This window comes from Actinosynnema sp. CS-041913, from assembly GCF_050942485.1.
In the GTDB taxonomy this organism is placed as follows: domain Bacteria; phylum Actinomycetota; class Actinomycetes; order Mycobacteriales; family Pseudonocardiaceae; genus Actinosynnema.
The window spans coordinates 6,719,679-6,745,694 of sequence record NZ_CP192037.1 but is presented as its reverse complement, the minus strand read 5'-3'; the positions used below and the strand labels follow the sequence as shown (position 1 = coordinate 6,745,694).

Annotated in this window: 22 protein-coding genes; 19 read left to right on the top strand and 3 right to left on the bottom strand. The window is 73.0% G+C overall.

Annotation, left to right across the window (positions count from 1 at the left end; all coding sequences use genetic code 11):
• The first annotated feature begins 1 nt into the window (after position 1).
• The 9 genes from carB (at position 2) to ggt (ending at position 12,333) form a co-directional block, all read left to right on the top strand.
• Positions 2-3,322 (top strand): carbamoyl-phosphate synthase large subunit, encoded by a 3,321-nt coding sequence (gene carB, locus ACQPZF_RS30000; protein ID WP_433262617.1) that lies wholly within the window; start codon positions 2-4, stop codon positions 3,320-3,322.
• On the top strand, positions 3,319-4,137 hold the full coding sequence (gene pyrF / locus ACQPZF_RS29995; RefSeq protein WP_433262615.1) for an orotidine-5'-phosphate decarboxylase: 819 nt from the start codon (positions 3,319-3,321) through the stop codon (positions 4,135-4,137). The genes carB and pyrF overlap by 4 nt, the downstream gene beginning before the upstream one ends.
• Before the next feature lie 300 nt (positions 4,138-4,437).
• On the top strand, positions 4,438-4,755 hold the full coding sequence (gene mihF / locus ACQPZF_RS29990) for an integration host factor, actinobacterial type (protein ID WP_033427832.1): 318 nt from the start codon (positions 4,438-4,440) through the stop codon (positions 4,753-4,755).
• Positions 4,752-5,393 carry a guanylate kinase gene (gmk, locus tag ACQPZF_RS29985; RefSeq protein WP_433262612.1) on the top strand — a complete coding sequence of 214 codons (642 nt, stop codon included), beginning with the start codon at positions 4,752-4,754 and terminating at the stop codon, positions 5,391-5,393. Before mihF ends, gmk begins: the two co-directional genes overlap by 4 nt.
• Before the next feature lie 3 nt (positions 5,394-5,396).
• Entirely contained in the window at positions 5,397-5,675 is a 279-nt protein-coding gene (gene rpoZ, locus ACQPZF_RS29980; RefSeq protein ID WP_053721631.1) for a DNA-directed RNA polymerase subunit omega, read from the top strand.
• On the top strand, positions 5,672-6,910 hold the full coding sequence (gene coaBC / locus ACQPZF_RS29975) for a bifunctional phosphopantothenoylcysteine decarboxylase/phosphopantothenate--cysteine ligase CoaBC (RefSeq protein WP_433262608.1): 1,239 nt from the start codon (positions 5,672-5,674) through the stop codon (positions 6,908-6,910). Before rpoZ ends, coaBC begins: the two co-directional genes overlap by 4 nt.
• Positions 6,911-6,975: 65 nt before the next feature.
• A complete protein-coding gene (gene metK, locus ACQPZF_RS29970) occupies positions 6,976-8,178 on the top strand; it encodes a methionine adenosyltransferase (RefSeq protein WP_433262606.1) in 1,203 nt (400 codons plus the stop codon).
• Positions 8,179-8,471: 293 nt separating this feature from the next.
• Complete coding sequence (locus tag ACQPZF_RS29965) at positions 8,472-10,463, top strand: primosomal protein N' (RefSeq protein ID WP_433262604.1); 1,992 nt, start codon at positions 8,472-8,474, stop codon at positions 10,461-10,463.
• Between the two features lie 88 nt (positions 10,464-10,551).
• Positions 10,552-12,333, top strand: a complete 1,782-nt coding sequence (gene ggt, locus ACQPZF_RS29960) for a gamma-glutamyltransferase (protein ID WP_433262603.1) — start codon at positions 10,552-10,554, stop codon at positions 12,331-12,333.
• Between the two features lie 79 nt (positions 12,334-12,412).
• Here ggt and ACQPZF_RS29955 read toward each other — a convergent pair whose 3' ends face one another.
• Together ACQPZF_RS29955 and ACQPZF_RS29950 are read right to left on the bottom strand one after the other, a co-directional pair.
• Positions 12,413-13,624, bottom strand: a complete 1,212-nt coding sequence (locus ACQPZF_RS29955; RefSeq protein ID WP_433262601.1) for a hypothetical protein — start codon at positions 13,622-13,624, stop codon at positions 12,413-12,415.
• Positions 13,621-14,205 carry an RNA polymerase sigma factor gene (locus ACQPZF_RS29950; RefSeq protein WP_433262599.1) on the bottom strand — a complete coding sequence of 195 codons (585 nt, stop codon included), beginning with the start codon at positions 14,203-14,205 and terminating at the stop codon, positions 13,621-13,623. The genes ACQPZF_RS29955 and ACQPZF_RS29950 overlap by 4 nt, the downstream gene beginning before the upstream one ends.
• Before the next feature lie 253 nt (positions 14,206-14,458).
• On the opposite strand from ACQPZF_RS29950, the gene def reads away from it, so the two are divergent.
• The 5 genes from def to ACQPZF_RS29925 are packed head-to-tail and all read left to right on the top strand — an operon-like array spanning position 14,459 to position 20,500.
• Entirely contained in the window at positions 14,459-15,004 is a 546-nt protein-coding gene (gene def, locus ACQPZF_RS29945; RefSeq protein ID WP_433262597.1) for a peptide deformylase, read from the top strand.
• A 2-nt stretch (positions 15,005-15,006) separates the two neighbouring features.
• Positions 15,007-15,933, top strand: coding sequence for a methionyl-tRNA formyltransferase (fmt, locus tag ACQPZF_RS29940; protein ID WP_433274754.1), 927 nt, complete (start codon positions 15,007-15,009; stop codon positions 15,931-15,933).
• The gene (locus ACQPZF_RS29935; protein ID WP_433262595.1) at positions 15,930-17,357 is read left to right on the top strand and encodes an RsmB/NOP family class I SAM-dependent RNA methyltransferase; all 1,428 of its coding nucleotides are present in this window, start codon (positions 15,930-15,932) and stop codon (positions 17,355-17,357) included. The genes fmt and ACQPZF_RS29935 overlap by 4 nt, the downstream gene beginning before the upstream one ends.
• Before the next feature lie 14 nt (positions 17,358-17,371).
• Entirely contained in the window at positions 17,372-17,962 is a 591-nt protein-coding gene (locus ACQPZF_RS29930) for a flavoprotein (protein ID WP_433262593.1), read from the top strand.
• A 36-nt stretch (positions 17,963-17,998) separates the two neighbouring features.
• A complete protein-coding gene (locus ACQPZF_RS29925) occupies positions 17,999-20,500 on the top strand; it encodes a LuxR C-terminal-related transcriptional regulator (protein ID WP_433262591.1) in 2,502 nt (833 codons plus the stop codon).
• 492 nt (positions 20,501-20,992) lie between these two features.
• Here ACQPZF_RS29925 and ACQPZF_RS29920 read toward each other — a convergent pair whose 3' ends face one another.
• Entirely contained in the window at positions 20,993-21,625 is a 633-nt protein-coding gene (locus ACQPZF_RS29920) for an SDR family NAD(P)-dependent oxidoreductase (protein ID WP_433262589.1), read from the bottom strand.
• 197 nt (positions 21,626-21,822) lie between these two features.
• Between ACQPZF_RS29920 and rpe the strand changes: the two genes are divergently transcribed.
• The 5 genes from rpe to ribH all read left to right on the top strand — a co-directional run bounded on the left by rpe (position 21,823) and on the right by ribH (position 26,011).
• Positions 21,823-22,563, top strand: a complete 741-nt coding sequence (gene rpe, locus ACQPZF_RS29915) for a ribulose-phosphate 3-epimerase (RefSeq protein WP_433274752.1) — start codon at positions 21,823-21,825, stop codon at positions 22,561-22,563.
• Between the two features lie 62 nt (positions 22,564-22,625).
• Entirely contained in the window at positions 22,626-23,621 is a 996-nt protein-coding gene (gene ribD / locus ACQPZF_RS29910; protein WP_433274750.1) for a bifunctional diaminohydroxyphosphoribosylaminopyrimidine deaminase/5-amino-6-(5-phosphoribosylamino)uracil reductase RibD, read from the top strand.
• A gap of 10 nt (positions 23,622-23,631) precedes the next feature.
• Entirely contained in the window at positions 23,632-24,264 is a 633-nt protein-coding gene (locus ACQPZF_RS29905; RefSeq protein ID WP_433262587.1) for a riboflavin synthase, read from the top strand.
• Entirely contained in the window at positions 24,261-25,535 is a 1,275-nt protein-coding gene (locus ACQPZF_RS29900; protein ID WP_433262586.1) for a bifunctional 3,4-dihydroxy-2-butanone-4-phosphate synthase/GTP cyclohydrolase II, read from the top strand. Before ACQPZF_RS29905 ends, ACQPZF_RS29900 begins: the two co-directional genes overlap by 4 nt.
• Positions 25,532-26,011 carry a 6,7-dimethyl-8-ribityllumazine synthase gene (gene ribH / locus ACQPZF_RS29895; protein WP_433262584.1) on the top strand — a complete coding sequence of 160 codons (480 nt, stop codon included), beginning with the start codon at positions 25,532-25,534 and terminating at the stop codon, positions 26,009-26,011. Before ACQPZF_RS29900 ends, ribH begins: the two co-directional genes overlap by 4 nt.
• Positions 26,012-26,016 lie beyond the last annotated feature (5 nt).

The window sequence follows — 26,016 nt, the reverse complement described above, 5'->3', positions numbered from 1 at the left end:
CATGCCGAAGAGGACCGATCTCAAACACGTGCTGGTCATCGGCTCGGGCCCGATCGTCATCGGGCAGGCCTGCGAGTTCGACTACTCCGGCACCCAGGCGTGCCGCGTGCTGCGCGCGGAGGGCCTGCGGGTCAGCCTGGTCAACTCGAACCCGGCCACCATCATGACCGACCCGGAGTTCGCCGACGCCACCTACGTCGAGCCGATCACGCCGGAGTTCGTGGAGAAGGTGATCGCCGCCGAGCGCCCGGACGCGATCCTGGCGACGCTGGGCGGTCAGACCGCGCTGAACACCGCCATCGCGCTGCACGAGCGCGGTGTGCTGGAGAAGTACGACGTCGAGCTGATCGGCGCGGACATCGACGCCATCCAGCGCGGCGAGGACCGGCAGATCTTCAAGGACCTGGTGCGCGGCCTCGGCGCGGAGGTGCCGCGCAGCACGGTGTGCCGGACCATGGACGAGGTCCGCGCCACGGTCGCCGACCTGGGCCTGCCGGTGGTCATCCGGCCGTCGTTCACCATGGGCGGCCTGGGGTCGGGCATGGCGCACACCCCCGAGGAGCTGGAGCGGCTGGCCGCCGGCGGGCTCGCGGAGTCCCCGGTCACCGAGGTGCTGATCGAGGAGAGCGTGCTCGGCTGGAAGGAGTACGAGCTGGAGCTGATGCGCGACCGCAACGACAACGTGGTCGTGGTGTGCTCCATCGAGAACATCGACCCGATGGGCGTGCACACCGGCGACTCGGTGACCGTCGCGCCCGCGATGACGCTGACCGACCGCGAGTTCCAGCACATGCGCGACGTCGGCATCGCGGTCATCCGCGAGGTCGGCGTGGACACCGGCGGCTGCAACATCCAGTTCGCGATCCACCCGGAAACGGGGCGCATGGTCGTGATCGAAATGAACCCGCGCGTTTCCCGCTCGTCCGCGCTCGCGTCGAAAGCGACCGGCTTCCCGATCGCCAAGATCGCCGCGAAACTGGCCATCGGCTACACGCTCGACGAAATCCGGAACGACATCACCGGCGAGACCCCGGCGAGTTTCGAGCCGACTCTCGACTACGTCGTGGTGAAGGTGCCGCGCTTCGCGTTCGAGAAGTTCCCCGGCGCGGACCGGACGCTCACCACGACGATGAAGTCGGTCGGCGAAGCCATGTCCATCGGCCGCAGCTTCATCGAGGCGCTCGGCAAGGCGTTGCGCTCCATGGAGACCAAGGCCGCCGGCTTCTGGACCACGGCGGACCCCGACGCGACGCTGGAGTCCACTCTGGACGCCCTGCGCGCCGGCCACGACGGCCGCCTGTACACGGTGGACCGCGCGCTGCGCCTGGGCGCGACGATCGAGCAGGTGCACGAGGCGTCCCGCATCGACCCGTGGTTCATCGAGCAGCTCGCCTGGCTGGTGGGCCTGCGCCGGGAGATCGAGGACGCCCCGGTGCTGGACGGGCGCCTGCTGCGCAAGGCGAAGCGGGCCGGCCTCTCGGACCGCCAGATCGCCACCCTGCGCGGCGAACTGGCCGGCGAGGACGGCGTGCGGACGCTGCGGCACCGCCTGGGCGTGCGGCCGGTGTTCAAGACCGTCGACACCTGCGCGGCCGAGTTCGAGGCCCGGACCCCGTACCACTACTCGGCCTACGAGCTGGACCCCGAGGCCGAGACCGAGGTCGCCGAGCAGCGCGAGAAGCCCAAGGTGCTGATCCTGGGCTCCGGTCCGAACCGGATCGGGCAGGGCATCGAGTTCGACTACTCGTGCGTGCACGCGGCCATGGCGCTGCGGGCGGCCGGGTACGAGACGGTGATGGTCAACTGCAACCCGGAGACGGTGTCCACCGACTACGACACCTCCGACCGCCTGTACTTCGAGCCGCTGACGTTCGAGGACGTGCTGGAGGTGGTCCACTCCGAGCAGCGCTCCGGCACGGTCGCGGGCGTGATCGTGCAACTGGGCGGCCAGACGCCGCTGGGCCTGGCGCAGCGGCTGGAGGACGCGGGCGTGCCGGTCGTGGGCACCCCGCCGCACGCCATCCACCTCGCCGAGGACCGGGGCGCGTTCGGCCAGGTGCTCACCGACGCGGGCCTGCCCGCGCCGAAGTACGGCACCGCCACGTCGTTCCCCCGGGCCAAGGCGATCGCGGACGAGATCGGCTACCCGGTGCTCGTGCGGCCCTCGTACGTGCTGGGCGGGCGCGGCATGGAGATCGTCTACGACGAGGAGTCGCTGCGCAGCTACATCCAGCGCGCCACGGAGGTCAGCCCGGAGCACCCGGTGCTGGTCGACCGGTTCCTGGACGACGCCATCGAGATCGACGTGGACGCGCTGTTCGACGGCGAGGACGTGTTCATCGGCGGTGTGATGGAGCACATCGAGGAGGCCGGGGTGCACTCCGGAGACTCGGCGTGCGCGCTGCCCCCGATCACGCTGGGCGAGACGGACATCGACACCGTGCGCCGGTCCACGCGGGCCATCGCCGAGGGCATCGGGGTGCGCGGCCTGCTCAACGTCCAGTACGCGCTCAAGGACGACGTGCTGTACGTGCTGGAGGCCAACCCGCGCGCGTCCCGCACCGTGCCGTTCGTGTCCAAGGCGACGGCCGTGCCGCTGGCCAAGGCCGCCGCGCGGATCATGCTCGGCGCGACCATCCCCGAACTGCGCGCGGAGGGCCTGCTGCCGGCCCGCGGCGACGGCGCGAAGCTGCCACCGCACGCCCCGGTCGCGGTCAAGGAGGCCGTGCTGCCGTTCCACCGGTTCCGCACGCCGGAGGGCAAGGGCGTGGACTCGCTGCTCGGGCCGGAGATGAAGTCCACCGGCGAGGTGATGGGCATCGACGTGTCCTTCGGCACGGCGTTCGCCAAGTCCCAGACCGCCTCGTACGGCTCGCTGCCCACCTCGGGCCGGGTGTTCGTGTCGGTGGCCAACCGGGACAAGCGGGCCATGATCTTCCCGGTCAAGCGGCTCGCCGACCTGGGCTTCGAGGTGCTGGCGACGGCCGGCACGGCCGAGGTGCTGCGCCGCAACGGCATCCCGTGCACGGTGGTCCGCAAGCACTCCGAGGGCGCGGGGAACATCGTCGAGGCCATCCTGGACGGCGGTGTCGACCTGATCATCAACACGCCGTACGGCAACAACGGCCCCCGGGTGGACGGCTACGAGATCCGCACGGCGGCGGTGGCCAAGGACATCCCGTGCGTCACGACGATCCAGGGCGCGGCGGCGGCCGTGCACGGCATCGAGGCGGTCATCAGGGGAGACATCGGCGTGCGGCCCCTCCAGGCGCTCCAGGCGGCCCTGCGGGCCGACGAGGGCGCGGAACGGGGTGACGCGTGAGGTTCGGGGAACGGCTGGCGAAGGCCACCGCCGAGCACGGCCCGCTGTGCGTGGGCATCGACCCCCATCCGGGCCTCCTGGACGCCTGGGGGCTGCCCCGCGACGCCCGCGGCCTCGAACGCTTCGCGCTGACCTGCGTGGAGGCGTTCGGGGGCCACGTGGCCGTCGTGAAGCCCCAGTCGGCGTTCTTCGAGGCCTACGGCTCGCGGGGCGTGGCCGTCCTGGAGCGGGTCGTGGCGGACCTCCGGGACAGCGGCACGCTGGTCCTGGTGGACGCCAAGCGTGGCGACATCGGGTCCACCATGGCCGCCTACGCGGCGGCATACCTCACGGACGGCTCGCCGCTCGCCGGCGACGCCGTCACGGTGTCGCCGTACCTCGGTTTCGGATCGCTCGATCCGGCGCTCGAAGCCGCACACGCGAGCGGGCGCGGCGTATTCGTGCTGGCGTTGACTTCGAATCCCGAGGGTTCCTCGGTGCAGCGCGCGGCCGACCGGGACGGCCGTTCCGTGGCGCAGGCGATCGTGGACCAGTCGGCCCGCCGGAATGCCGGCGCGGACCCCCTCGGAGACGTCGGGCTGGTCGTCGGCGCGACCGTGGGCGACCTCGGCATCGACCTGTCTGACCTGCACGGACCCGTCCTGGCGCCGGGTTTCGGAGCCCAGGGCGCGACGGTCGCGGACCTCCGCGCGGTGTTCGGCCGCGACCTGCGCGGGGTACTCCCGGCGAGCTCCCGGGACGTGCTCCGGCACGGCCCGGATTCCGCAAGTTTGCGGTCCGCCGCAGCCGCTGTGCGGGACTCCCTGGACCTGTGATCACCATCAAATCCCGACCCGCTTTGCGTGGTCCGCTCACCTGCGTAAACGCTGCCTGGTACGGTCCTGGCCACCGACGGGTCCATCCCCCATCGAGCGCATACCACACAGGTCGTGCGCAAGGCGTTACCGGTGGCGGTGATGGGCTTGTCGGAGGGTGTTGGTACTACTACCACCCGCCGCTACCTCCGGGCGCTGAAAGATTCACCTGACTGGGATCCACGTTGTACCCAGGCAATTGCGCTCGGTACGGTCGCGGCACCGATCCAGAATTGAAATTCCCACACCACGGAGGAAATCGTGGCCCTTCCCCAGCTTACCGAGGAGCAGCGGGCCGCAGCGCTGGAGAAGGCTGCTGCCGCTCGTCGCGCTCGGGCTGAGCTCAAGGAGCGCCTCAAGCGTGGCGGCACGACCCTGACGGACGTGCTCAAGGCCGCCGAGAGCGACGAGGTCCTTGGCAAGATGAAGGTGTCCGCGCTGCTCGAGGCGCTTCCGGGCGTCGGCAAGGTCCGCGCGCAGCAGATCATGGAGCGGCTTGAGATCGCTCCGAGCCGTCGGCTGCGCGGCCTGGGTGAGCGGCAGCGCAAGGCGCTGCTCACCGAGTTCAGCGGCGAGTGAGTGATGGCACCGGGGCGGGACCGGGCGTGCGCGCCCGGTCCCGCCTCACCGTCCTTTCCGGGCCCTCGGGCGTGGGCAAGTCCAGCGTGCTGGCCGAGCTGCGCCGGATGAGGCCCGACGTGCACTTCAGCGTCTCGGTGACCACCCGGAAGCCGAGGCCGGGCGAGGTCGACGGCGTCCACTACCGCTTCGTGGACGTCCAGGAGTTCCGCAGGATGGCCGCCGCCGGCGAGCTGCTGGAGCACGCCGAGTTCGCGGGCAACTGCTACGGCACCCCCCGGGAGCCCGTGGAGCGCGCGCTGGCGTCCGGCCGGCCGTCGCTGCTGGAGATCGAGTTGCAGGGCGCGCGCCAGGTCCGGGCCGCGATGCCCGAGGCGCGGCTGGTGATGCTCGCGCCGCCGTCGTGGGAGGACCTGGTGCGCCGGCTGACCGGCCGCGGCACCGAGGACCCCGCCGTGGTGGCCCGCCGGCTGGAGATCGCCCGGGAGGAACTGGCGGCCGAGCCCGAGTTCGACCAGGTCGTGGTGAACGCCGATGTGCGGTCCGCCGCGGCCCGCTTGCTAGACTTGGTGGTCGGCCCGTCGCCCGACGTGCGACCAGGACGGCCGCCCCAGACACACCAATCGCAGGAGCGTTGACGAGTGACCACGCACACCGAGCTGGGCCCGCTGTCGGGCACTCCGGAGGGCATCACCAACCCGCCGATCGACGACCTGCTGGAGCAGGTCAGCTCGAAGTACGCGCTGGTGATCTACGCGGCCAAGCGGGCGCGCCAGATCAACGACTACTACGCCCAGCTCGGCGAGGGCCTGCTGGAGTACGTCGGCCCGCTGGTCGAGCCGGGCCCGCGCGAGAAGCCGCTGTCGATCGCGCTCCGGGAGATCCACGCGGGTCTCCTTGAGCACACCGAAGGCGAGTGACCGACTCCGCCGAGGCCCCCGCCCGTCCCCGCGTCGTGCTGGGGGTCGGCGGGGGCATCGCCGCCTACAAGGCGTGCGAGGTGCTGCGCCGGCTCACCGAGTCCGGCCACGCGGTGCGGGTCGTGCCCACCGACGGCGCGCTGAAGTTCGTCGGCGCCGCCACCTTCGAGGCGCTGTCCGGGCAGCCGGTGCACACCGGTGTGTTCTCGGACGTGCCGTCCGTGCCGCACGTGAAGCTGGGGCAGGACGCCGACCTGGTGGTCGTCGCGCCCGCCACGGCGAACCTGCTGGCCAAGGCCGCCCACGGGCTGGCCGACGACCTGCTCACCAACACGCTGCTCACCGCGCGCTGCCCGGTGCTGCTGGTGCCGGCCATGCACACCGAGATGTGGGAGCACCCGGCGACGCGGGCCAACGTGGCGCTGCTGCGGTCGCGCGGCGTGGTCGTGGCCGAGCCCGCGAGCGGCCGGCTGACCGGCAAGGACACCGGCAAGGGCCGGCTGCCCGAGCCCGCCGAGATCGTGGAGCTGGCCCGGCTGCTGCTGGACCGCCCCGACGCGCTGCCCCGGGACATGGAGGGCCTGCACGTCGCCGTCTCCGCCGGCGGCACCCGCGAGCCGCTGGACCCGGTGCGCTTCCTGGGCAACCGCTCGTCCGGCCGGCAGGGCTTCGCGCTGGCCCGGGTCGCCGCGCAGCGCGGCGCGCGGGTCACGCTGGTCGCCGCGCACACCGCCGACCTCGTGCCGCCCGCCGGCGTGGAGGTCGAGCGGGTGGGCACCGCCGCCGAGCTGCGGGACGCGATGCACTGGGTGGCCAAGGACGCGCAGGTGGTCGTGATGGCCGCCGCCGTCGCGGACTTCCGCCCCGTGGCGCTCGCCGAGCACAAGATCAAGAAGACCGACCGCGACCCGGACCCCGTCGCGCTCACCCGCAACCCGGACATCCTGGCCGAACTGGTCGGGGCCCGCCGGGCCGGCCAGGTGGTCGTCGGTTTCGCGGCCGAGACCGGTGACGGCGGGACCGGTGTGCTGGAATACGGCCGCGCGAAGCTCCAGCGCAAGGGCTGTGACTGGCTCGTGGTCAACGCCGTCGGCGACGGCCAGGCCTTCGAGGTCGAGGACAACGCGGGGTGGCTGCTGTCCTCCGCCGGGGCGGAAACCCCCCTCCCGCTCGGCTCGAAGGCCCGCCTGGCGTCCGCAGTGTGGGACGCCGTTGTCCCGACGTGCGGAGTTTGAGACGTCGGGCCGGAGCCCTCAGTAAGCTTGACCCAATCGCAGATGGAACCAGATAGAGGAGTGCCGTGAGCCAGCACAGCAGCAGGCTGTTCACCAGTGAGTCGGTGACCGAGGGGCACCCGGACAAGATCTGCGACGCGATCAGCGACTCGATCCTCGACGCGTTGCTGGCCAAGGACCCCCGCTCGCGGGTGGCCGTGGAGACGCTGATCACCACCGGCCAGGTGCACGTGGCGGGCGAGGTCACCACGGAGACCTACGCGGACATCCCGTCGATCGTCCGGGAGAAGATCCTGGAGATCGGCTACGACTCGTCGGCCAAGGGCTTCGACGGCCGCTCGTGCGGCGTGAACGTGGCCATCGGCTCGCAGTCCCCGGACATCGCGCAGGGCGTGGACACGGCCTACGAGCAGCGGGTCGACGGCGCGGACGACGAGATCGACAAGCAGGGCGCGGGCGACCAGGGCCTGATGTTCGGCTACGCGTGCACCGACACGCCGGAGCTGATGCCGCTGCCGATCGCGCTGGCGCACCGGCTGTCCCGCCGGCTGACCGCGGTGCGCAAGGACGGCACCGTGCCCTACCTGCGCCCGGACGGCAAGACCCAGGTCACCATCGAGTACGCGGGCGACCAGCCGGTGCGGCTGGACACGGTCGTGGTGTCCACGCAGCACGCGGACGGCATCGACCTGGAGAAGCTGCTCGGTGTCGACGTGCGCGAGCACGTGGTGCTGCCGGAGATCGCCGAGCTGGGCCTGGACACGTCGGACGTGCGGCTGCTGGTCAACCCGACCGGCCGGTTCGTCATCGGCGGCCCGATGGGCGACGCGGGCCTGACCGGCCGCAAGATCATCGTGGACACCTACGGCGGCATGGCGCGGCACGGCGGTGGCGCGTTCTCCGGCAAGGACCCGTCGAAGGTGGACCGGTCCGCCGCGTACGCGATGCGCTGGGTGGCGAAGAACGCGGTGGCCGCCGGTCTCGCGACGCGCATCGAGGTGCAGGTCGCGTACGCGATCGGCAAGGCCGCCCCGGTGGGCCTGTTCGTGGAGACGTTCGGCACCGAGACGGTCGACCCGACCAAGATCCAGCAGGCCATCACGGAGGTCTTCGACCTGCGGCCCGCCGCGATCATCCGGGACCTCGACCTGCTCCGCCCGATCTACGCCCCGACCGCCGCGTACGGCCACTTCGGCCGCACCGACGTCGACCTGCCCTGGGAGGGCACCGACCGCGCGGACGCCCTCCGCACGGCCGCCGGCGCGTGACGGTTTAACCGGCTGACCTACCGGCCGACCGGCTGGCTGGCCGGCTGGCCGGTCCGCGGCGAGGCCGTGGACCTACCTGTTCGACCACTCGATACCCGCGCCGCTGATCCGGGACCTGTCAACCGACGACCTCGGTCGACCCGGTCTCCGGATCAGCGGCGCGCGCGTTTCGACATCACCCGATCGTGATCTTGCACATCTCGAACACAAGTTCGAAGATAGACCCATGAGAACACACGCCCAGCCCTACCGCTCCGACTGCCGCGGGGAGGCTCTCTGGTAGACCTCAGCGCATGGCAGGCAAGGCGACCACCAGGCGCGGCGAACGCGTGCCCGCGCTTGCGCTGCCCGTCGCCCGGATCTGTGTCGACGTGCCGCTGGCCCACCTGGACCGGCCGTTCGACTACCTCGTGTCGACCGAGCAGGACGCGGACGCGGTGCCCGGCTGTCGGGTCCGGGTGCGGTTCGCGGGCCAGTTGGTCGACGGGTTCCTGCTCGACCGGGCCGAGGAGTCCGACTACGGCCGCAAGCTCAGCTTCCTGGACCGGGTGATCTCGCCGGAGCCCGTGCTGTCGCCCGAGGTGGCGGAGCTGGCGCGGGCGGTGGCGGACCGGTACGCGGGCTCGTTGAACGACGTCCTGCGGATGGCGATCCCGCCGCGGCACGCGCGGGTGGAGGCGAAGCCGTCCCCGGAGCCCGTGCCGAACCCGGCCGCGCCCTCGGCCGAGGGCTGGTCGCGGTACCCGTTCGGGCCGAACCTGCTGGACGCGCTGCGGGCCGGCCGGCCGGCGCGGGCGGTGTGGCAGGCGCTGCCGGCGGAGGACTGGCCGGCGCGGCTGGCGGAGGCGGCCACCTCCGTGGTGAGCACCGGCCGGGGCGCGCTGGTGGTCGTGCCGGACCACCGCGATCTGGCGCGGCTGCACGAGGCGTGCGCGGCGTTGGCCGGGCCGGACGCGGTGGTGACGCTGTCGTCCGACCTCGGGCCGTCCGAGCGGTACAAGCGGTGGCTGGCGGTGCGGCGGGGCGCGGTGCGGCTCGTCCTGGGCACGCGTGGCGCGGCGCTCGCGCCCGTGCACGACCTGGGGCTGGTGGTGGTGTGGGACGACGGCGACGACCTGCACGCCGAGCCGCGCATGCCGTACCCGAACGTCCGCGACGTGCTGGTGCAGCGTTCGCACCTGACCGGGGCGTCGCTGCTGGTCGGCGGCTTCGCGCGGACGGCAGAGGCGCAGCTCCTGGTGGACAGCGGCTGGGCCCACGAGGTGGTCGCGACGAGGGACGCGCTGCGCGCGGTGGCGCCCCGCGTCGCGGCGGTCGGCGACAACGCGTGGCAGGAGGTGAAGGATCCGGCGGCGAGGTCGGCGCGGCTTCCGTCGATCGCGTTCGACGCGGCGCGGGCGGCGTTCGCCGAGGACGCCCCGGTCCTGATCCAGGTGCCGAGGCGGGGCTACGTGCCGTCGCTGGCCTGCGGCACGTGCCGGGCGCCGGCCCGCTGCCGCCGCTGCGCGGGCCCGCTGGCGCTGCCCGGCGGCGCCGAGGACGGCGTGCCGAAGCCCGCGTACTGCCGGTGGTGCGCCGCGACGGAGGCGGCGTTCCGCTGCCCGGCCTGCGGCTCGCGCCGACTGCGGGGCCAGGTCATCGGCGCCCGGCGGACCGCCGAGGAACTGGGCCGGGCGTTCAGCGACATCCCGGTCCGGACCTCGGGCGCGGACGAGGTCCTGGCCACCGTGCCGGCCGGCCGGGCCCTGGTGGTCGCGACCCCCGGCGCGGAGCCCACCGCCGAAGGCGGCTACGGCGCGGTGCTGTTGCTGGACGGCTGGGCACTGCTGGGCCGAGCCGACCTGAGAGCCACCGAGGAGACCCTCCGCCGCTGGATGACGGCCGCCGCCCTGGCCCGCCCGGCAGGCAGGGTGGTGGTGATCGCCGACTCCAGCCTCGCGCCGGTCCAGGCCCTGGTCCGCTGGGATCCGGTGTGGCACGCGAGGCAGGAACTGGCCGCCAGGACCGAACTGGGCTTCCCGCCGGCCGTGCGCATGGCCACCCTGGACGGCGCCCCGGACGCACTGGCTGCCGCGCTGGCAGACCTGCCGCTGCCGCCGACCGGCGAGATCCTGGGCCCGGTCCCGCTCTCCGACGACGGGCAGCGGGAACGCGCCCTGGTCCGCGTGGCGAGAACGGAGGGCAAAGCCCTGTCGGAAGCCCTCACCGCACTCCAGGCCACCCGCAGCGCCCGCAAAGACCCGGACCCCATCCGAGTGAAACTCGACCCGCTGGAAGTCCTCTAGAACCGACCACCCGGCGGGGGTACAACCTGGGGTGGGATTCGACCTGGCGGGGGTTCTGCCCTAGTCGTGCCTGCGGTACAAGGGAATGATGCTCAGGTCGACGGTAGCCGGCGCCCTCGCTTCCCTCCTCTTCATCACTCCACTCGTCACTCCACTCGCCTCCGCGCGAGCCGCCCCGACCCCGCCGCCCCGCGTGCCCGAAGCGGTCGGCGCGGGTGGTGTGGTGGCGAGCATCGACCCTGACGCCTCGCAGATCGGGGTGGACGTCCTGCGCAGGGGCGGAAACGCCGTCGACGCGGCGGTCGCGGTCGCGGCGGCGCTCGGGGTCACGGACCCGTTCTCCGCCGGCATCGGCGGCGGCGGGTTCTTCGTCCACTACGACGCCCGGACCCGCCAGGTGTCCACCTTGGACGGCCGCGAGACGGCTCCCGCGAGCGCCGACGAGAACCTCTTCATCGAGGACGGCAAGACCATCCCGTTCGGCGAAGTGGTGACCAGCGGCCTGTCGGTGGGCGTGCCGGGAACGCCGCGCACCTGGCAGCGGGCCCTCCAGCGGTGGGGCACCCATTCGTTGGACCAGGCGCTCAAGCCGGCCGAGGACCTGGCCCGGCGCGGGTTCACCGTCGACGCGACGTTCCACCGCCAGGTCACCCAGAACGCGGCCCGGTTCGCGGACTTCACCTCCACCAAGGCGCTCTACCTGCCGGCTCCGGCGGTCGGCAGCACGTTCCGCAACCCCGACCTCGCCGACACCTACCGCGAGCTGCGCGAGGACGGCGTGTCCGCGCTCTACCGGGGCGGCATCGGGCGCGATCTCGTCCAGACCGTCACCGCGCCGCCGGTCGACCCGGCCGCCGCCCGTAAGGTCCGGCCCGGCAAGCTGACCACGTCCGACCTGGGCAACTACAACGCCCCGCTGCGCGAACCGACCCGCAGCCGCTATCGCGGCCTGGACGTGTACGGCATGGCCGCGCCCTCGTCCGGCGGCACGACGGTGGGCGAGGCCCTGAACATCCTGGAGACCACGAAGCTCGCCGACGAGACCCCGGTCCAGTACCTGCACCGCTTCCTGGAGGCGAGCCGGCTGTCCTTCGCCGACCGCAACCGCTGGGTGGGCGACCCGAGCTTCGTGGACGTGCCGACCAGGGAACTGCTGTCCCAGGAGTTCGCCGACAGCCGCGCCTGCCTGATCTCGCCGACGGCCGTCCTCACCAGCCCGGTCGCGCCCGGCGACCCGCGCGCCCCGAAGCCCTGCGCCACCACCGGCGAGGACGCCGCCACGCCGTACGAGGGCACCGACACCACGCACCTCACGGTCGCCGACAGGTGGGGCAACGTCGTCGCCCACACCCTCACCCTCGAACAGGAGGGCGGCAGCGGGATCGTCGTCCCCGGCCGGGGGTTCCTGCTCAACAACGAGCTGACCGACTTCTCCTTCACCCCGGTCACGCCCGGCGTCCCCGACCCGAACCTGCCCGGCCCCGGCAAGCGCCCGCGCTCCGCGATGGCCCCGACCATCGTGCTGCACCACGGCACACCCGTGCTGGCCCTCGGCTCACCCGGCGGGGCGAGCATCATCACCACCGTCCTCCAGGTGCTCACCCAACGCCTGGACCGCGGCGTGCCGCTGGTCGAAGCGATCGCCGCGCCACGCGCGTCCCAACGCAACGCCACCACGACCCAGGCGGAGGCGACGTTCCTCGGCACCGAGGAGGCCGGCGCCCTGCACACCCTCGGCCACCGCTTCACGTCGACCAACGAGATCGGCGCGGTGACCGCGGTGGAACGCCTCCCGGACGGCCGCTGGCGAGCCGCCGCCGAAACCACCCGACGCGGGGGTGGGTCAGCCCGAGCCGTCTGGCCGGGCTGACCCGCCCGAGCCCATCCCGCCCGAACCCCCGTTGCCCGAAGAAGCCCGGATGCCCCGCCCCCTCAACGGGGCATCCGGGCTAGACCGCCGGTGCCTCGTAGAGCAGCGCGTCGTCCTTGCCGTAGGCCCGCAGCCGCACGCCCGCCAGCGTCGCCATGTCCAACGAAGGCACGTTCGCCACCCAAGCCGCGAACGTGCCCTGCTGCACCTCCACCGACCGGGCGTCGCCACGCGTGTCGACCAGGTCCATCCGCCACACGTCATCCCGCACGACCCCACCCAGCCGGGCGACGATGCCGCGCAGCGCGTCGGTCCTGGTCAAGCTGGTGTCGAGCACGGTGAACGCGTTGCCCGTGTCCTCCACCGGCATCGGGGGGCGGACCTCGGTCGGTCGGAACTCGCTCATCAGGCAGTACGCGGTGGCTCCCGCCGGGCCGCGCAGCACCGCCAGCCCGGCCACGGTGTCGACCCCGGTGGACGCCCCGAGCTGCCAGTGGGCGGTGTCCTCGATCCGCGCGGTCGAGTTGCGCATCGCCCAGTCCAGGCAGCGCGCCAGCACGGTCTGTCCCTCCCGCGCGTCGGACTTCCCGCCGGGGAACCGGTCGGCGGTGTTCGCCCGCACCGGCACGTCGAGCGCGTTGAAGGAGTGCGAGGCGTCCGGGCGAGCGCCGGAGAACGACAGGATGACCGCGATGAGCCCGGTCGTGGTGGCCATCGTCACGAAGTACCTGTCGCCGACCAGCGCGCCCGCCTGCGGGAGATTGTGCTCGGGTTGGACGACCTGGAGCCGCACGGTGTTCGGCGGCACCCGTCCCACCAGCACGTCGGTCGGCGAGCGCCACAGCAACCGGGCGTCGTCGCCGACCGTCGTGTCCGGCGCCGTCGCCACCGAGACCATCGAGTAGGTCAGCTCGCAGAACCGGTCGCCCGGCGCGGCCAGCACCCGCCTGCCCGGCAGCCGGGCGGTGAACAGCGCCCGGTCGAAACCGCAGGCGGCGGTGTCCTCCGCCGTCGTGTCGATCTGCCGCACCTCGTCCGGCGCGGCGAAACCCCGCTGCGTCAGGATCGCCGCGGGCGGCGTCGTGGTGTTCGAGGTCATGGTGTCCGAGTCGGTCGAGGCGCCCTGGCCGACCACGACGCCGACCACGCCGGCCGCGACCAGCAGCGCCACGCCGGCCGCGGCGGTCAGCGGCGTGCGCGCGGTCGTCCGGCGGCCGAAGACCTTGCGGCGCATCCGCTCCCGCACGTCCGGGGGCAGGGTGCGGCGCGGGGGCAGTTCCGGGAAGCTCACTGGACCTCCTCCACCCGGACGGCACGCAGCCGGGCCCGTGCCCGGGAGATGCGCGAGCGCACGCTCACCTCGGCCACGCCGAGCACCTCGGCGGCCTCGGCGGCGGACAGTTCGCCGAGCAGGCACAGCTCGACGGCTTCCCGTTCGGCGGTCGGCATCCCGCGCACCACCTCCAGCACCCGGCGCAGTTCCCGGTCGTCGTCGATCGCCGAGATGACGGTCTCGGCGTGGTCGGGCACCAGGTCGCCGTTCGGCAGGCGCCTCAGCGCCCGGCGTAATCGACCGAGCCGGCGGAACTCGGTGCGCGCCAGGTTGCCCGCCACGGTGTAGAGCCAGGGCAGCGCGGAGTCCCGGACCAGGGTGATCTCGGCCCGCCGCCGCCACGCCGCGAGGAACGTCGCGGAGGTCAGGTCCTCGGCTATCGACCACGAGGCGGTGAGGCGGTAGCCGTGGTTCCACACCGCTTCGGCGTGCCGGTCGAACAGCACGGCGAACGCGGCCTGGTCTCCGCGTCGCCACAGCTCAGCGTCGGTCTCGGCCAACGGTGCCGCCCCCTGCCGCCTCGTTGTCGCAGCGATCATGCCAGTAGGTAGCCGCAGGCACCCCCCGCGTTGCACCCGACCTCATCCCGGGGGAGTACGGGGCTTCTCTCGGCCACCTCCTGGCGGCGCCGGGCCGGAGTGACCCTCCTCGACCGGGACCTGGACCACCGAGCCGGATCGAGCCGGGACCTGGACCGCTGAGCGGCGACGAGCGCCGGCTCGGGCACAGGTGTCCGATCGCGCTTTGGCCGCTCTCCTAGACTGGCTGTCTGCCCCCGTTCGAGGAGAGTGCGTGACCGTCCAACCCATCCGGCTGTTCGGCGACCCGGTGCTGCGGACCCCCGCCGTCGAGGTCACCGACTTCGACGCGGAACTGCGCAAGCTGGTCAAGGACCTGTGGGACACCATGAGCGACGCCGGCGGCGCGGGGCTGGCCGCCCCCCAGCTCGGGGTCGGCCTGCGGGTGTTCACCTATCACTGCGACGGCTTCGCGGGCCACCTGGTGAACCCGACGTTCGAGGTCGTCGGGGACGAGTTCCAGGAAGGGCCCGAGGGCTGCCTGTCCATCCCGGGCCTGTCGTGGGACTGCCGCCGGCACCTCGCCGTCGTCGCCCGCGGCTGGAACATGCACGGCGAGCCGATCGAGGTGGAGGGCACGGACCTGCTGGCCCGGTGCATCCAGCACGAGACGGACCACCTGGACGGCGTGCTGTTCCTGGACCGGCTGGACGACCAGACCCGCAAGGAGGCGATGCGGGCGATCCGGCAGCAGTCGTGGTTCGACGGCGGGATGCCGACGCTCAAGCAGTCGCCGCACCCGCTGTTCGGAGGGGCGTGACCATGCGTCTGGTCTTCGCGGGCACGCCCGAGGTGGCGCTGCCCTCACTGCGCGTCCTGCTCGACTCGCACCACGAGGTGGTGGCCGTCGTGACCCGGCCGGACGCCCCGGCCGGCCGGGGCCGCAAGGTCGAGCGCTCGCCGGTCGCGGCGCTCGCCGACGAGCACGGCATCGAGGTCCTCGCCCCGGCCAAGGCGAGCGACCCGGACTTCCAGGCCCGGCTGCGCGCGCTCCGGCCCGACCTGTGCCCGGTGGTCGCCTACGGCGCGCTGCTGCCCGAGTCGGCGCTGGCCATCCCGAAGCACGGCTGGGTGAACCTGCACTTCTCGGTGCTGCCCGCGTGGCGGGGCGCGGCGCCGGTGCAGGCGGCCGTGCGGCACGGCGACGACATCACCGGGGCGACCACGTTCCGGATCGTCAAGGCGTTGGACGCGGGCCCCGTGTTCGGCGTGATCACCGAGCGGGTGCGCGAGCGGGACACGGCCGGTGAGCTGCTGGCCCGGCTGGCGGAGTCCGGCGCGAAGCTGCTGCTGAGCACCGTGGACGGGGTCGAGGACGGCACGCTGCGCCCGGTGGAGCAGCCGGAGGAGAACGTGAGCTACGCGCCCAAGGTCACCGTGGAGGACGCCCGGCTGGACTTCGTCGGGATGCCCGCGGCGGCGCTGGACCGGGTCGCGCGGGCCGTGACGCCCGATCCGGGCGCGTGGGCGGAGTTCCGCGGAGAACGGCTCAAGCTCGGCCCGGTCACCCCGCTGGAGGAGGACGGCCTGGCCCCCGGCGAGGTGCGGGTGGAGCGCAAACGCGTGTTGGTCGGCACGGCCACCACACCGGTGGTGCTGAGCGACGTGCAGGCACAGGGCAAGAAGCGGATGTCGGCGACAGACTGGGCGCGCGGCGTCCGCATCGAGGCTGGGGAGCGCATTTCATGACCGAGCGTTCTTCGCGCCCGTCCCGTCCGCGCGGACCGCACCCGCCGCGCCGGCGCACCGGCCCGTCCCGACCTCCCGTGGAGGACCCGGCCCGGCTGGCCGCGCTGGACACCCTGCGCGCGGTGCGGCAGCGGGACGCGTACGCGAACCTCGTGCTGCCGGGCCTGCTGCGGGACCGCCGCATCACCGGCCGGGACGCCGCGCTGGCGACCGAACTGGCTTACGGCACGTCCCGCGCGCAGGGCCTGCTCGACGCGATCCTGACCGCGTGCTCCGACCGCCCGCTGTCCGAAGTGGACGGCTCGGTGCTGGACGCGTTGCGGATGGGCGCGTACCAGCTACTGCGGACCCGCATCCCGCCGCACGCCGCGGTGGCGTCCACTGTGGACCTGGTGCGCGCCGAACTGGGCTCCGGCGCGGCCGGGTTCGCCAACGCCGTGCTGCGCCGCGTCACGGCGCAGGACGAGGCCGGGTGGATCGACGAAGTCGCGCCGGACGAGGACAGCGACCCGATCGGCCACGTGGCGATGGCGAACGCGCACCCCCGGTGGATCGCGCAGGCGTTCGCCGAAGCGCTGGGCAGCCGCGGGGAGCCGCTGAAGGAGGCCTTGATCGCCGACGACACCCGGCCCGCCGTGCACCTGGCGGCCCGGCCGGGGGAGTGCAGCGCGGACGAGCTGGCCGCCATGACCGGCGGCGACGTCGCGCCGTACTCGCCGTACGGCGTGCACCTGGAGCCCGGCTCGGGCGACCCCGGCGACCTGGACCCGGTGCGCGAGAAGCTGGCCACGGTCCAGGACGAGGGCAGCCAGCTATGCGCCCTGGCGCTGACCCGCGTGCCGGTGGAGGGTCCGGACGAGCGGTGGCTGGACCTGTGCGCGGGCCCCGGCGGCAAGGCCGTGCTGCTCGGCGCGCTGGCGTCGCTCTCCGGGGCGACCCTGGACGCGGTGGAGAAGGCCCCGCACCGCGCGGACCTCACCCGCAAGGTGGTGGCCCACCTGCCGGTCACCGTGCACGTGGCCGACGGCCGCGACTCGGGTCTGCCGGCGGGCGGCTTCGACCGCGTCCTGGTGGACGCCCCGTGCACCGGCCTGGGCGCGCTGCGCCGGCGTCCGGAGGCGCGGTGGCGGCGGCAGCCGTCCGACGTGGCCCCGCTGGCGCGGCTCCAGCGCGAGCTGCTCACCGCCGCGCTGGACCTGGTCCGTCCCGGCGGGGTGGTGGCGTACGTGGTGTGCTCGCCGCACCTGTCGGAGTCGGTCGGGGTGGTCGCGGACGTCGCTCGCCGGACCGGCGCGGAACGGCTGGACACCCGCGAGTTCTTCCCGGAGGTGCCGGACCTGGGCAACGGCCCGCAGGTCCAGTTGTGGCCGCACCTGCACGGCACGGACGCGATGTTCTGCGCCCTGCTGCGCCGGCCCGCCTGAGGGACGCCGGATCGGTGCGCGGTCCGACCGGGCCGCCGGTGGAGCCAGGGCCGGAGCAGCCGGGGCAGGTGGTGACAGGGCAGGTGGCGGCGGGGCCGGTGCTCGGGCTGGTGGCCTCGGGCGCCGGCGGGGTGGAGCGGTGGTTCCGGACGGGACTGGCGGAGCCGCTGGCCCGGCAGGGCTGGCGGCTGGCCGTCACGCTCACGCCGACCGCGGCGCGGTGGCTGGAGCCGGAGGTGGCGGGCCTGGCGGCGCTCACCGACCTGCCGGTCCGGTGGACCTCCCGGCTGCCCACCGAGCCGAAACCGCACCCGGTGCCGGACGCGTTCGTGTTCGCGCCGGCCACCCTGAACTCGATCGCGAAGCTCGCCCTCGGCATGGGCGACAACCAGGCCCTCACCGTGCTGTGCGAAGCGCTCGGCCGCCGCGCGCCGATGGTCGTCCTCACCCGAGTGGGTGACGAACAATCCCATCATCCCGCCTACCGCGGCCATCTGGCGGTGCTGCGCGCCGCCGGGGCGAGGGTGATCGGCGGCGGACCTGAAGATGTGCTGAGAGAACTCGCCGAGGTTGCGCCGTTCGCCGTATTCGACAAAAAGAGGTGAATTGACAGCCAACCGAGACGCGTAGCAGTCTTGAATGTGTCGAAATTGTACGGCCGGGATCGTGAATGGGCTTCGGTTCTCCGCTTCCTGTCCGCGCCCGGTGGCCTGCTGGCCATCGACGGCCCGCCGTGCTCCGGCAAGACGCTCCTGCTGCACGAGGCGGTCGCCGCCGCCCGGGACCGCGGCTACGCCGTCGTCCTGGTCTCCGGCGAGCACGTCGCCGGCTCGGCCGACCTCACCCGGGCCCTGCACCACGCCGAACACGACCGCAACGCCCGCCCGCTGGTCGCCGTCGACCACGCGCACCAGGCCCCGGCCGCCGTCCTCGCCCTGCTGCCGCTGCTGCGCGAGCGCCGCGTCACCACCCTCGTCGCGCTGACCGGCGCGCACGCGGGCGTCGAGATCCGCCGCGCCCTGCCCGCCCACGGCGACGTGCTGCACCTCGGTCCGGTGGCCGACGACGTGGTCGAGCAGATGCTCAAGGACATGCTCGGCGCCGCACCCCAGGCCGATCTCGCCGCGCTCGTCGCGTCCGCCGCCGGCAACCCCAGGCTGATCAGCGAACTCGTCACCGGTCTGCGCGAGGAGGGCCAGCTCGACCTGCGCGACGGCACGGCCCGGCTGCGCGGCGGCTGGCTGCCGCAGCGGGTGAGCGCCCTGGTGCGCGGCCAGGTCGACCAGCTCTCCGCGAAGGCCACCCAGCTACTGCGGGTCGCGGCGGTGATCGGCAAGTCGTTCCTGCTGCACGACGTCGCCACCATGATGAGCGAGACGACCGCCGCGCTGCTGCTGGCCGTGGACGAGGTGCTCGGCTCCGGCTTGGTGGTGTGCGTGGACGAACGCCTCGAATTCGGCTCGGACCTGGCCTGGCGGGCCGTGGTCGAGTCGATCCCCGAGTCCGTGCTGCACGCGCTGCGCCACGACGCCGCCGTGCTGCGTTCGACGTGCCGGGACCTGCCCGCCCCCGCCGGGGGAGCCCGGCCGGAGGAGGACCGCGGCACGAGCGCCGTGCACGGCGTCCGCACGCTGGCCGCGAGCGGCAAACTCGGCTCGGCCATCGCGCTGGCCCGCGACAGCCTGTCCCGACACCTGCACGCGGGCCCGGCCGCCGAACTGCACACCGCGCTGGCCGGGATCCTGCTCGCCGACGGCCGCCCCACCGACGCCGTCGCCGAACTGGACCACGCCCTGGCGACCTCCGCCGAGTCCGAACCGCTGCGCCGGCTCGCCGCCGCCGGACGTCTGCTGGCCCTGTACTTCGCCACCGGCCACCGCGCGGGCCCGCACGCGCTGTCCGTGCTGACCACCCGCGACCGGATGGCGAGCGACGCGGACGTGGTGATGGCGGCGACCGTGCACTCGTGCCTGGAGTGGACGGCGGGCAACCTCGCCGAGAGCATGTACTGGGGCCGCGAGTCGACCCGCTGGGAACTGGACCCGCCGACCGCGTGGTGGCAGTCGCACGCGGCGGTGGCGTACGCGCTGAAGCTGTCGGCGCTGGGCGACTTCGGCAACGCGGACAGACTGGTCCGCGGCGACGGCCCGGACACCGACGAGGCCGTGACCGCCGGCGCACCCGCCGCCCGCATGATCGCGCAAGCCCGCGTGCTCACCCAGGCGGGCGAACTGGCGCAGGCACAGGCCTCGGCCCACGCCGGCATGTCCCTGGCCCGCGACCGCGGCCTGCGCCTGCTCGTGCCGCTCGCGTCGACCGTGCTGGCCACGGTCGCCCTGCTCCGAGGCGACGTGCCGACGGCGGCCGAACACGTGCGCAGGTACCGGGGCGACCTGGCGGGCGGCGAGGCGGTCCTGCACTCCGGGCAGTACGACTGGGTGGAACTGCTGCTGGCCCACGCACAGGGAGGCCCGGCCCGTGCGTCGGAACTGGCCCACGAGCGCATGGCGGACCGGGACACCGCCCGCCGGATGCTGATGGAAGACCCCGGCGCGGCGCCGTGGCTGGTACGGCTGGCGCTGACCGTGGGCGACAGCGGACTGGCGGGAACCGTGGTCGGCGCGGCGGAGGAACTGGCGGGCGACAACCCCGGCTTCACGGCGGTGTCGACCGGCGCGAGCCACGCCCGTGCCCTGGTGGACCAGGACGAGGAGGCGCTGGCAACGGCCGCCGACCGACACCGGCACCCGTGGGCCAAGGCGAACGCGAACGAGGACCTGGCCCTGTTGCTGGCGGAGTCCGGACACCCGGAACGGGCAGCGACCCACACCGAGCAGGCACTGCAAATCCTCGACCGGATGGGTGCGGACGGCGAGGCGGCGAGGTTGCGCCGCCGGATCGGTGCGCCGGTGGAGACCGCGGCGGCCGGCGCGGGCGAGGACTGGCAACGACTGTCCGAGCCGGAACGCGACATCGCCCGCCTGGTGGGCGCGGGCCTGACCAACCGGCAGGTGGCGAAGCAGCTCTTCCTGTCCCCGCACACGGTGAATTACCACCTTCGGGGAATCTTCAAGAAGCTCGGGATCAGTTCACGGGTCGAGTTGGCACGGCTTGCGCACGAACAGGAACACGCCGAGGTTTAACGCTTTTCCGCACTTCGCTTCAAGGCGCTTCAAAGCAAAAGCACACAGTGTCAAGCGCGCTATGAAGCAATAGCGATTGAGTCAAGGACGCTTTTGACGCAACGGCACCACCGCAGAGGGACCACGGCGGCGGGGTGACCAGTACGTACGCAGGTCTTGGACAGTCGCCGGGGAACGCTACGCAGCTTGACCACCCCTTCGAAAAATCTTTGCACCCGAACCAACCCCGTGCCCGAGGCGGGATCAGCGGCGAGAAGCCGGCCGTGTCGCTTCGGGCACGGGGTCGGTAGGCGACATCCCGGCCGCGGAGTAGTTTCTCTCGATGGGCCGGTCGTTTTGCGTAGCGTTCCCGACGATTGTCCAAGACCTGCGTAGCTTCCGGTCACCTCGCCGTTGTGGTCCCTCTGCAGTGGGCGCGCTGCTTCGAAAGCACGCATGAGTCCGCCGGTGGTGGAGGTGCTCCGGCGGCCGATCTTCGTCGGTGCTCCTCGTTCAGGCCGACTGCGGGTGGGACACGGTGTCGCCGAGCAGGAAGCGGACCTCGTCCACCACCCGGCACACGTCGTCCGGCGCGACGACGGCGCAGTGCACGCCCCGCGCGGCGACCTCCACCGCCAGGCACTCGGTATAGGCCACGGCGGCGGCCCGGGAAGCCTCGTAGGCCGCGACGTTCGACCGGGGCAAGGTGGCGGTGTGCGCGGCGATCATCACGATCGTCCCGTGTTCGCGGCCGACCATCCGCGTGGCCACCGCCCGGGAGACGTGGAACACCCCGTCGGCGTTCACCGCGAAGCTGTGCGACCAGTCCTGGTCCGTGATCGACAGCGCCGGGCCCGGCCGCAGTGCGCCGGCCGTCGTCACCAGGGCGTCGATCGGACCGAATTCCCGCTCCACTTGGTCGACCAGCGCGTCCACGGCGGCGCTGGACGTCACGTCGATCTGCCTGCCCGCGATCCGCAGGCCCTCGCCCTGCAGCCGTTCGACCAGGTCCGCGAGCCGCGCCCCGTCGCTGTCCACGGCCGCTACCAGCGCTCCCTTCCGCGCGAGCCACTCCACCACCTCGCGGCCCAGCGGTGTGCAGGCGCCCGTCACGAGTGTGGTCCTGTGACTGAATTCGGCGTTCATCCCCAGCGCTCCCCAGTTCTGCCCCGCGACGAACGTAATCTCCCGGCGGCGGTTGGGGAACTACCCGCGTGAGTAGTGCGAAAAGTTCAGCGGAAGCCGGAAAACCGCGTGAACGGGTAGGCAGGGTGAAATATGACTCCCCGGTAGGTCAGGGCAATGGCGGAACCCTAGACTGACTGCCCGTGGTCCACCAGCCGATGATCGCCCCGAGCATCCTGTCCGCCGACTTCGCCCGCCTCGCCGACGAGGCCGCCGCCGTGTCCGGCGCGGACTGGCTGCACGTGGACGTCATGGACGCGCACTTCGTGCCCAACCTGACCATCGGGCTGCCGGTGGTGAAGTCGCTGCGCGGCGCCACCGACATCCCGTTGGACTGCCACCTGATGATCGAGGACCCGGACCGCTGGGCCATCGGCTACGCGGAGGCCGGCGCGCACAACGTGACGGTGCACGTGGAGGCCGCCGCCGACCCCGTGCGGCTGGCGAAGGACCTGCGTTCGGCGGGTGCGAAGGCGGGGCTGTCGCTGAAGCCGGGCACGCCCATCGAGCCGTACGTCGACGTGCTCAAGCACTACGACACGCTGCTGGTGATGTCGGTCGAGCCGGGGTTCGGCGGGCAGGAGTTCATGGCGGACGTCCTGGACAAGGTCCGCACGGCCCGCCGCCTGGTCGACACCGGGCACCTGACGCTGGTCGTGGAGATCGACGGCGGCATCAACGAGGACACCATCGAGCAGGCCGCCGAGGCCGGGGTGGACTGCTTTGTCGCAGGGTCCGCGGTCTACGCCGCCGCCGATCCGGGGCAGGCGGTGGAACGGTTGCGCGCCCAGGCCTCCCGCGCCCGAACCTCCCGCGCCCAGACCTCTGGCGGCCAGGACACCCGGGACCAGGCTCCGAGCGGCCAGGCATCAAGCGGCCAGGCATCAAGCGCACGGTGAACGACCCGCACGCGGTGGACACGGACGAGGGGCGGGGCGCGCGGCCGTCGCTGGGTGACGTGATGGCGCTGGGTGAGGCGATGGCGCTGGCCGTCGCGGCGAGCGCCAGCGTCCACGGCACGACCAGCCCCAACCCGCCGGTGGGCGCGGTGATCCTCTCGGCGGACGGCGAGTTGGTCGGCACCGGCGCGACCCGCCCGCCCGGCCAGGCCCATGCCGAGGTCGTGGCCCTCGCCGAAGCCGGCGGACGCGCCCGCGGCGGCACCGCCGTGGTCACCCTCGAACCGTGCGCGCACGACGGCCGCACCCCGCCGTGCACGGAAGCCCTGCTGAAAGCGGGGGTGTCGCGAGTCGTCTACGCCAACGCCGATCCGAACCCCAAAGCCGCCGGGGGAGCCGCCGTGCTCAGGGCCGCGGGCGTCGACGCCGAACACCTGCCGACCCACGTGGAGCCGCTGAGGGCGTGGCTGCACTACGCCCGCACCGGCCGCCCCCACGTGACCTGGAAGTACGCCGCCACCCTGGACGGGCGCAGCGCCGCCCAAGACGGCACCAGCCGGTGGATCAGCTCCGAGGAGTCCCGCGCCGAGGTCCACGGGCTGCGCTCCACGATCGACGCGATCGTGGTCGGCACCGGCACGGTCCGCGCCGACGACCCGAGGCTGACCGCGCGGGGAACAGGCGCGGTCCGGCAGCCGTTGCGGGTGGTCGTGGGGGTCGGTGAGCTGCCGCGGCACGCGCGCGTGCTGGACGACGAGGCCGAGACGCTGCACGTCCGCACCCACGACCCCGACGCGGTGCTGGATGAACTGGTCCGGCGTGGTGTGGTCGACGTGCTGCTGGAGGGCGGGCCTACGCTGGCGGGTGCGTTCGCGCGGGCGGGCCGGATCGACCGGGTGCTCGCTTACATCGCACCGAAGCTGCTGGGCGACGGGCCGACCGCGCTGCGGGATGCCGGGGTGTCGACCATCACCGACGCTGTGGGTTTGGTCGTGGAGCAGGTCAGGATGTGCGGACCGGACGTGCGGATCTCCGCGGTGCCGGCGTCCGCGCGCTAGAGGAGGAACGGTGTTCACCGGGATCGTCGAGGAGTTGGGTGAGGTCGTCGCCGTCGCGGACCTGCCGGACGCGGCTCGCGTCACCATCGCGGGCCCGCTGGTGACCAGCGACGCCAAGCACGGCGATTCGATCGCGGTGAACGGCGTGTGCCTCACCGTGGTGGACGTCGTGGACGGCGCGTTCACCGCCGATGTCATGCGCGAGACGCTGGTGCGCAGCAGCCTGGCCAAGGTCGCCGAAGGCGACCGGGTCAACCTGGAGCGCGCCGCCGCCGTCGGGCAGCGGCTGGGCGGCCACATCGTGCAGGGCCACGTGGACGGGACGGGCACGATCCTGGCCCGCGAGAAGGCCGAGCACTGGGAGATCGTCCACATCGGACTGCCGCCGGGCCTCGCCCGGTACGTGGTGGAGAAGGGCTCGATCACGGTGGACGGCGTGTCGCTGACCGTCGTGGCGGTGGCCGAGGACCAGTTCACGGTCAGCCTCATCCCGACCACGCTGGAACTGACCACGCTGGGCAGGCGCGGCCCCGGCGACCCGGTCAACCTCGAAGTGGACGTGCTGGCGAAGTACGTCGAACGGCTCGCGCTCCCCCATCTGCGCGGCCAACTGCGCGACAATGGCGCGGAGGAGGCACGGTGAAGCACGACTTCGCCGACATCGAGCGGGCCATCGCGGACATCGCGGAGGGCCGGCCGGTCGTCGTCGTGGACGACGAGGACCGGGAGAACGAGGGCGACCTCATCTTCGCGGCCGAGAAGGCCACGCCCGAGCTGCTGGCGTTCATGGTCCGGTACACGTCGGGGTACGTGTGCGTGTCGCTGACCGACGCGGACTGCGACCGGCTCGACCTGCCGCCGATGTACCACACGAACCAGGACCAGCGCGGCACCGCGTACACGGTGACCGTGGACGCCCGCGAAGGCGTGTCGACGGGCATCTCGGCCGCCGACCGCGCGCGGACGATCCGGCTGCTCGCCGACCCGTCGGCCGACGCCAAGGACTTCACCCGACCGGGTCACGTGGTGCCGCTGCGCGCCCGGGACGGCGGGGTGCTGCGCCGGCCGGGCCACACCGAGGCGGGCGTGGACCTGGCCCGGCTGGCCGGGCTCGCGCCGGTCGGGGTGCTGTGCGAGATCGTGTCGCAGAAGGACGAGGGCGACATGGCGCGGCGCGACGAGCTGGAGGTGTTCGCCGCCGACCACGACCTGGTGCTGATCACCATCGCCGACCTGATCGCCTACCGGCGGCGGGTGGAGACCCAGGTGGTGCGCGCCGCCGAGGCCCGCATCCCGACCGCGCACGGCACGTTCACGGCGGTCGGCTACGACTCGAAGCTGGACGGCATCGAGCACGTGGCCCTGGTGTACGGCGAGATCGGCGACGGCGAGGACGTGCTGGTCCGCGTGCACTCGGAGTGCCTGACCGGGGACGTGTTCGGGTCGCTGCGCTGCGACTGCGGCCCGCAGCTCGACGCCGCCCTGGAGGCCGTCGCGGCGCAGGGGCGCGGTGTCGTGCTCTACATGCGCGGGCACGAGGGGCGTGGCATCGGCCTCATGCACAAGCTTCAGGCGTACCAGTTGCAGGACGACGGCGCGGACACCGTGGACGCGAACCTGGCGCTGGGCGTGCCCGCCGACGCCCGCGACTACGGGACCGGCGCGCAGATCCTGTGCGAGCTGGGCATCAAGTCCATGCGGCTGCTGACCAACAACCCGGCCAAGCGGGTCGGCCTGGAGGGCTACGGCCTGACCGTGCTCGACCGCGTGCCGCTGCCCATCTCGCCGAACCCGGAGAACCTGCGGTACCTGCGCACCAAGCGGGACCGGATGGGGCACGAGCTGCACCAGTTGGAACAGTACGAGGCGTTGGGGCAGGGTGGCGCGGTGGTCAGCACGGAGGGTGTGGAATGAGCGGCGAGGGCCGGCCGGGGTCGGCGGTTCCGGAGGCGGCGGGGGTGAGCCTGGCCGTGGTGGCGACGAAGTGGCACGAGAAGATCACCGGGCAGCTCGTGGAGCGGGCGTTGGAGGCGGCTGCGCTGGCCGGTGTGCCGTCGCCCACGGTGGCGCGGGTCGCCGGCGCGATCGAGCTGCCGGTCGTGGCGCAGGAACTCGCGCGGACCCATGACGCCGTGGTGGCGCTGGGCGTGGTCGTCCGGGGCGGGACGCCGCACTTCGAGTACGTGTGCGACGCGGTGACGGCGGGGTTGACGCGGGTCGCCCTGGACGCGTCGACGCCGGTGGGCAACGGGGTGCTGACGTGCGAGACGGAGGAGCAGGCGCTGGCGCGGGCCGGTTTCGCGGACTCCGCGGAGGACAAGGGCTTCGAGGCGGTGGTGGCGGCGCTGGACACGGCGCTGGTGCTGCGGTCGCTCAGGGCTGCGTCGTGATCGCG